Here is a 6,437-nt window from a genome sequence, read left to right as displayed (position 1 = left end):
GACATATGGATGCAAGCGATCCGATCAGACCCTGAAAAAAACTCTTGTGGCACGGGGGCCGTCCACATATGGGTCCCGGCCTTCGCCGGGACGACGTGGATGGGTGATCGCGATTCACACACTCCCACGATCTCGCGACATCATTTGTCCGAGTTTTGCAAATTCGTTTCGCCCGAAAAAGAGAGGGCGCAGGGAAGACCGGGTGCGCGCTGCACCCGCGGTCTCGCGTGCAAAGGGTAGTCAAAAAAGCGCACACGAGCATACAGGTTCAGCGGAAACACTCCGGCCTTCCCTGCGCAATGGTGTTACAGCTTATATCGTGCTCTCCCCGGCGAGACTTGGCTTGTTTGTCACCGTCGCCCCCAGGAAGCGTGAGCTTCTTAGGAGTTTGACACCAACCAATGGGGCGTCAGGACCACACGACTTTGCCGTCCGCTTCAGCCACGCTCGTCAGTCGCAGCTTTCGCGTCCATCACACCCCGACCCGCGTTTCGTGACGAATGCGCATACGCCCCTCTGGTTGGGACGGGATGGCATAAGAAGTGAAGCTGATTTGCCTTCGCGATCAAGCGCGATCGCTGCGACACATTGGCACGACGGGCAAATCAGTGAAATGCTGTCAAGTTTTATTTGATGCTCAATGTGTTTTTCCCTCTCCCATCGAGCTCGTAGGGTGGGCAAAGCGTCCTCATCCGCTGTAGCTCAACGCGCGAAGGCGCAAGCGTGCCCACCGAGCAAGCGCGTCGCGTCGATGGAACGGTGGGCACGGCGCAAGGGCGCCTTTGCCCACCCTACGATTTTATTGCCCCAATATCTGACGTATCGCTTGCGCGTTTTCGTTCACCGCTTTGTTGGCGAGGAAAACGAAGATCGGAACGGCCACCATCAAGAGCAGGCCCATCACGATGCGCGGGCGGCTCAGGAAACGTTTCTTGGGCTTGCTGTCCGTGGTTTTCATTTACAGCCTGTCGGACGGACATCGCCACCGTTGCGAGAATTGATGGGTTTCGCGAACGGCTCAACCCATCCCACGTTTTCTACAGATTGCTGTCGGTAATGGCCGCGTAGATCATGGTGCGCAGTTCGCGGCGCAGCGGATAGGCGCTCGACGGCAGGACCTGGGTCATGAAGATCGCGATCAGTTCTTCGGCGGGATCGATCCAAAACGAGGTGGTCGCGGCACCGCCCCAGGCATATTCGCCAGCACTGCCGGGAATTAATGTTTTCGCGGCATCCATCGTGACCGAGAAGCCGAGACCGAAGCCGATGCCGTTATAGGCGGCTTCAGAGAACAGCGAGCGTGACATTTCCGGCAGGTCGCGTCCGCCCGGCAGATGATTGGACGTCATCAGCGCCAGCGTCTTGGGACCCAGCAGCCTGACGCCGCCGAGTTCGCCGCGATTGAGCAGCGCCCGGCAGAAGGTGAGATAATCGGCCGCGGTCGAGCACAGCCCGCCGCCGCCGGAAATGAACGATGGCGGCGTCAGGAACGAACTCTTGGCCGGATCGTCCTGCAAGGTCAGGCTGGATTTGCGATCGGTGGCGTGAAAATTCATGCCGCCCTGCGGGTCGGCCGAATAGCACGCCGCGAAGCGATGGGCCTTGTCGGCGGGGACGAAAAAGTCGGTGTCGTTCATGCCGAGCGGATTCAGAATCCGTTCTTTCAGGAATTGCTCGAACGGCTTGCCGCTGATCAGGCCGACCAGATAGCCGATCACGTCGGTGGCGACCGAGTAGTTCCAGGCCTCGCCCGGCGAGAATTCCAGCGGCATCTTCGCCAGATCCTCGATCATGGTTTGCAGCGTTCCGGCCTTTTCCACCTCGCCGATTTTCTTGTCGCGATAGGCGGCATCGACATTGGAGCGCTGCTGGAAGCCGTAGGTGAGACCCGAGGTGTGACGCAGCAGGTCGACGATCTGCATCGGCCGCGTCGGCGGCCGGGTCAGGAATGGTCCGGTCCCGGCCACGAACACGCCGAGGTTCTTCCATTCCGGAATGTATTTATGCACGGGTTCGTCGAGCGCGACGCGGCCTTCTTCGAGCAGCATCATGAAGGCGACCGACGTCAGCGGCTTGGTCATCGAATAGATGCGAAAGATGGTGTCGTCCTTGACCGGCACCTGGCGCTCGAGATCGGCAAAACCCTGCACGGCGCTGTGGACCACCTTGCCGCGGCGATAGACCAGCAATTGGGTTCCCGGAAAGCGGCCGGAATCGAGGTAGCGGGTCTTGAGGTGGTTTTCGATGCGGTCGAAGGCCGCCTTGGACATGCCGGCGGATTCGGGGGTGTCGGGGGTTGGGGCGAGCATCGGGGCGTATCTCCGGAAGAAGCGGGTTTTTTGGCTGGCGAGCGCCAACTTGATAGCCGAAAAGTGTGCGCCGATCCAATCGCGATAAGCTTACCCCGGCCGCCCTGCTGGTGTAGGCTCACGCCTGCAATCGCGCCCCTTCGCAGGACCGTCACATGACCCAGTTCAACGACACTGAACTTACCGCCGCCGTGATCGAGAGCTTCGATGAAACGCCGGAGCCGCGGACCAAATTCCTGTTGCAGGAACTCGTGAAGTCGCTGCACGAATATGTCCGCAAGACCGACCTGACATTCGACGAATGGCACACCGCGATCGAGTTTCTCACCCGCACGGGCCAGAAATGCACGCCGATCCGCCAGGAATTCATCCTGCTGTCGGACGTGCTCGGGGTTTCGATGCTGGTCGATGCGGTCAATCATAGGGATCGCGACGGCGCCACCGAGACCACCGTGCTCGGTCCGTTCTATGTCGGCGAACACAAGGTGATGCCGCACGGCACCGATGTGTCGGCCAATCTGGCGGGCGAGCGGATGTTCGTGCAAAGCCGCGTCACGGATCTTGATGGCAAGCCGCTGGCCGGCGTGCCGGTCGATATCTGGCATGCCGATGGCGACGGTTATTACGATTCGCAAAAGCCGGAATATGCCACCGAAGGTCCGTCATCGCGGGCGCGCTTCGTCACCGATGCCGATGGCCGGTTTTTCTTCCGCACCATTTTGCCGTGCAGCTATCCGATCCCGACCGACGGGCCGGTCGGTGAGATGATCCTGCAAACCCGCCGCCATCCGATGCGGCCGGCGCATGTCCACTTCCTGGTCAACGCACCGGGCTATCAGCCGCTGATCACCCACGTCTTCATGGAAGGCGACAAATATCTCGATTCCGATGTGGTGTTCGGGGTCAAGGATGAGCTGATCGCGAAGATCGAGAAGCGCAGCGATCCGCAGATGCCGGACGGCAAGCCCGCCGAGGCGCCGTGGCACCTGATGACCTATGAGTTTCACGTGAAGCCCGGCGCTGGCGAAGCGCCGCAGCCGATGGGCGTGAGGGTGGCCGAAGACGCGTAAAACGAGGACGCGTGAAACGAGGGTGAGTGATCGCGTTCCCCGGACGCTGCGCAGCACGCCGCTTTTGCGGCGTGGTGCGCTGCTGATCCGGGGTCCACGGGCGCCCGCGATGGGTCCCGGCTCTGCGGAGCAGCGTTTCACGCTGCACCGCGTCCGGGACACGAGACATCAAAAAATCCAAACGATTACGGTCGCAAGTGCCACATCGCCAGCAGGCCCACGACGGTGCACGCCAGAATGAGCGTCGCGCATTTCCAGAACAGCGTCGGATTGCGCTCGATCAGCGGGGTCGCTGACGCGTTCAGGTACTTCGCGTTGGGGTGACGAAGATCGAACACAAATTCCGACAGGCTCTCGTAGCGTTGGTACGGATCGGGATGCAGCGCCTTGCGTAGCGCGCCGTCGATCCATGGTGGAATTTCGCGGGTGTCGCTGCGCGCCGGTTCGTACTTTAGTTTGCCGAGCTGCGATTTGGTCCGCGCCTTGGCGATCTGGGCGCCGTAGGGCAATTTGCCGGTCAGCATCTGGTAGGTGATGACACCGAGCGAGAAAAGGTCGGAGCGCGGCGAGCCGCGCTCGCCGCGAAAATACTCCGGCGCGGTATATTGCAAGGTGCCGAGGATGCCGCCGTCGGTATCGGGAGCTGCTTCCGCGACGCCGGCGATTTTAGTTGCGCCGAAGTCGATGATCTTCGCGGTGCCGGTCTTGTCAATCATGATATTGGCCGGACGCAAATCCTGATGCAGCATTTCCTTGCGGTGAAAGGCGCGCAAGCCCTTGGCGATCTGCTCGACGATGCCGCGCATGGTTTCCAGATCCGGGTTCGGATGGTCGATCATCCATTGCGCCAGCGTTTGCCCGTCGATGAATTCGGTCGCGACATATAAATAGTTTCGCTTCCTGGTCTGGGAACAGGGTTTTAGGACATGCGGGCTGTCGATGCGGCGGGCGACCCATTCTTCCATCATGAAGCGCTTCAGATAGGCCGGATCGTCGCGCAGATCGATCGACGGCGTCTTGATCGCCACCAAAGCTTCGCTGTCGGTGTCGACCGCGAGATAGATGTGGCTTCGGCTGCTGCCGTGCAATTCCCGCACGATGCGGTAGCCATCGAACAGCATGCGCGGCTCGAGCAGCGGCGCCGGCGGCAGTTCGGACGGCCGCCCCAGCATCTCGGCGGCATCGTTGCTGCCGGGCACGTCATCGACGCGGACGATCTGGATCGTGAGATTGTCCTGGCTGCCTTGCCGCAAGGCCTCGCCGACGATGATCCTGGCGGCCTCGTCGAGGTCTTGGGCATGGTCGTGGATCGCCTTGGCGGTGAAACGATTGCCGGCATGCTCATAGACGCCGTCGGTTGCCAGCACGAAGATGTCGCCCTTCTCGATTGCGATCGCGCTGTAGTCGATCTCGACGGAAGGATTGATGCCGAGCGCACGGCTCAGATAGCTTTGCTGCGACGACACCGCGATCCGGTGGTCCCGGGTGAGTTGCTCCAGCGTTTGGCCGGCGACGCGATAGATCCGGGAATCGCCGATGTGAAAAATATGCGCGGTGGCCGATTTGAGCACGATCGCACTCAAGGTGCAGACATAGCCCTTGTCCTTGTCGCTGTGGGCGTACTGGCTTCGCCGGGTCTGGGAATGCAGCCACGAATTGGTCGCCTCCAGCACCCGCTGCGCTGAATTCTTCACCGACCATGAGTCGGAGGTGCAGTAATAGTCGGTCAGGAAACTCTTGACGGCGGACTCGCTGGCGATGTGGCTGACATTGCTGCTGCTGATGCCGTCGGCCAGCACGACCGCGATGCCTTTCAGGCCAAGCAGCGGCTCTTCCGGAATCAGGGCGCCGTAAAAGTCCTGATTGGCGGCTTTGCGTCCCCGATCGGAATGCGCTCCGACCGATATTTGGAGATTACGCGACATCATGGCGCCACAGCAAAAGGGAGCTTCACCTTACACGGGCAAAGCTCCCTTTGCGAAAGCCCAAAGGCTTCTTTCGAAAGCAAAGGCCTCCTCAAGCCAACTCAGGCGGCGGCGCGGGTGGTGACCGCCTCGCGCGCGGGCGCGGTCCGCACATGGGTCGCGTACAGGGTCAATCCGGTGAACGCGATGCCGCCGACCAGATTGCCGAGCACGGTCGGAATTTCGTTCCAGATCAGATAATCCAGGATCGAGAACTTCGCGTGCAGCATCAGCCCCGACGGGAACAGGAACATATTCACCACGGAATGCTCGAACACCATGTAGAAGAACACCAGGATCGGCATCCACATCGCAATGACCTTGCCGGGCACCGTGGTGGAGACCATGGCGCCGACGACGCCGGTGGAGACCATCCAGTTGCACAGCATGCCGCGGATGAACAACGTGGCCATGCCGGCCGCGCCATGCGCCGCATAGCCCAGCGTTCGCGACTCGCCGATGCTGCCGATCGCAGCCCCAACCTTGTCCGGATCCTGCGTGAACCCGAACGTCGTGACGAACGCCATCATGAAGGCGACGGTGAGGGCTCCGGCGAAATTGCCGACAAACACCAGGCCCCAGTTTCGCAGCACGCCGCCAAAGGTGACGCCGGGACGCTTGTCGAGCCAGGCCAGCGGCGATAGCACGAACACGCCGGTCAAGAGATCGAAGCCCAACAGATACAGCATGCAGAACCCGACCGGAAACAGCAGCGCGCCGACGATCGGCTGGCCGGTGTTGACGTTGATGGTGACGGCAAACCAGGCGGCCAGCGCCAGGATCGCGCCGGCCATGTAGGCGCGGATCACGGTATCGCGGGTCGACATGAAGATCTTGGACTCGCCCGCGTCCACCATCTTGGTGACGAATTCCGTAGGCACGAGATACGACATTGAGAATCCCCTTGTTGTCGGACCGCGGTCGATCAGAAACAGGGATTGCGAGCCATCTGGCATCGCGACGACTGCGCCAAGCTTCCTCGGGTGAGGGGCTTCGAGCTTGTCCCTGAGTCTCAGCCAGCAATGGCCAAAACAATCCGGTGAACCGCAGTCTTCGTTGACTATCTGTAATAAAAGCAATCGACGTGCCAATCG

At 60.9% G+C, this 6,437-nt stretch carries 5 protein-coding genes; 1 reads left to right on the top strand and 4 read right to left on the bottom strand.

Going from position 1 to position 6,437, the window contains the following annotated elements; translation table 11 throughout:
* Positions 1–799 precede the first annotated feature (799 nt).
* Both GSQ88_RS08305 and GSQ88_RS08300 read right to left on the bottom strand, forming a co-directional pair.
* Positions 800–958: a hypothetical protein gene (locus GSQ88_RS08305; RefSeq protein WP_159006985.1), complete on the bottom strand. Its 159-nt coding sequence runs from the start codon at positions 956–958 to the stop codon at positions 800–802.
* A 79-nt stretch (positions 959–1,037) separates the two neighbouring features.
* Complete coding sequence (locus tag GSQ88_RS08300) at positions 1,038–2,309, bottom strand: serine hydrolase domain-containing protein (protein ID WP_159006983.1); 1,272 nt, start codon at positions 2,307–2,309, stop codon at positions 1,038–1,040.
* Positions 2,310–2,464: 155 nt separating this feature from the next.
* Between GSQ88_RS08300 and GSQ88_RS08295 the strand changes: the two genes are divergently transcribed.
* Positions 2,465–3,379, top strand: coding sequence for an intradiol ring-cleavage dioxygenase (locus tag GSQ88_RS08295; RefSeq protein ID WP_159006981.1), 915 nt, complete (start codon positions 2,465–2,467; stop codon positions 3,377–3,379).
* A gap of 185 nt (positions 3,380–3,564) precedes the next feature.
* Here GSQ88_RS08295 and GSQ88_RS08290 read toward each other — a convergent pair whose 3' ends face one another.
* Positions 3,565–5,304 (bottom strand): bifunctional protein-serine/threonine kinase/phosphatase, encoded by a 1,740-nt coding sequence (locus GSQ88_RS08290; protein WP_159006979.1) that lies wholly within the window; start codon positions 5,302–5,304, stop codon positions 3,565–3,567.
* Between the two features lie 101 nt (positions 5,305–5,405).
* Positions 5,406–6,236, bottom strand: coding sequence for a formate/nitrite transporter family protein (locus GSQ88_RS08285; RefSeq protein WP_159006978.1), 831 nt, complete (start codon positions 6,234–6,236; stop codon positions 5,406–5,408).
* Positions 6,237–6,437 lie beyond the last annotated feature (201 nt).

The organism is Bradyrhizobium sp. S69 (genome assembly GCF_009766005.1).
Lineage (GTDB): Bacteria > Pseudomonadota > Alphaproteobacteria > Rhizobiales > Xanthobacteraceae > Bradyrhizobium.
The sequence above is the reverse complement of the archived record's forward strand: the minus strand, read 5'-3'. Positions and strand labels throughout refer to the sequence as shown.

Bases quoted from the DNA above. Each gene is read 5' to 3' on its own strand.
- GSQ88_RS08305 (WP_159006985.1), bottom strand. From the start codon at position 958: ATGAAAACCACGGACAGCAAGCCCAAGAAACGTTTCCTGAGCCGCCCG.
- GSQ88_RS08300 (WP_159006983.1), bottom strand. From the start codon at position 2,309: ATGCTCGCCCCAACCCCCGACACCCCCGAATCCGCCGGCATGTCCAAG.
- GSQ88_RS08295 (WP_159006981.1), top strand. From the start codon at position 2,465: ATGACCCAGTTCAACGACACTGAACTTACCGCCGCCGTGATCGAGAGC.
- GSQ88_RS08290 (WP_159006979.1), bottom strand. From the start codon at position 5,304: ATGTCGCGTAATCTCCAAATATCGGTCGGAGCGCATTCCGATCGGGGA.
- GSQ88_RS08285 (WP_159006978.1), bottom strand. From the start codon at position 6,236: ATGTCGTATCTCGTGCCTACGGAATTCGTCACCAAGATGGTGGACGCG.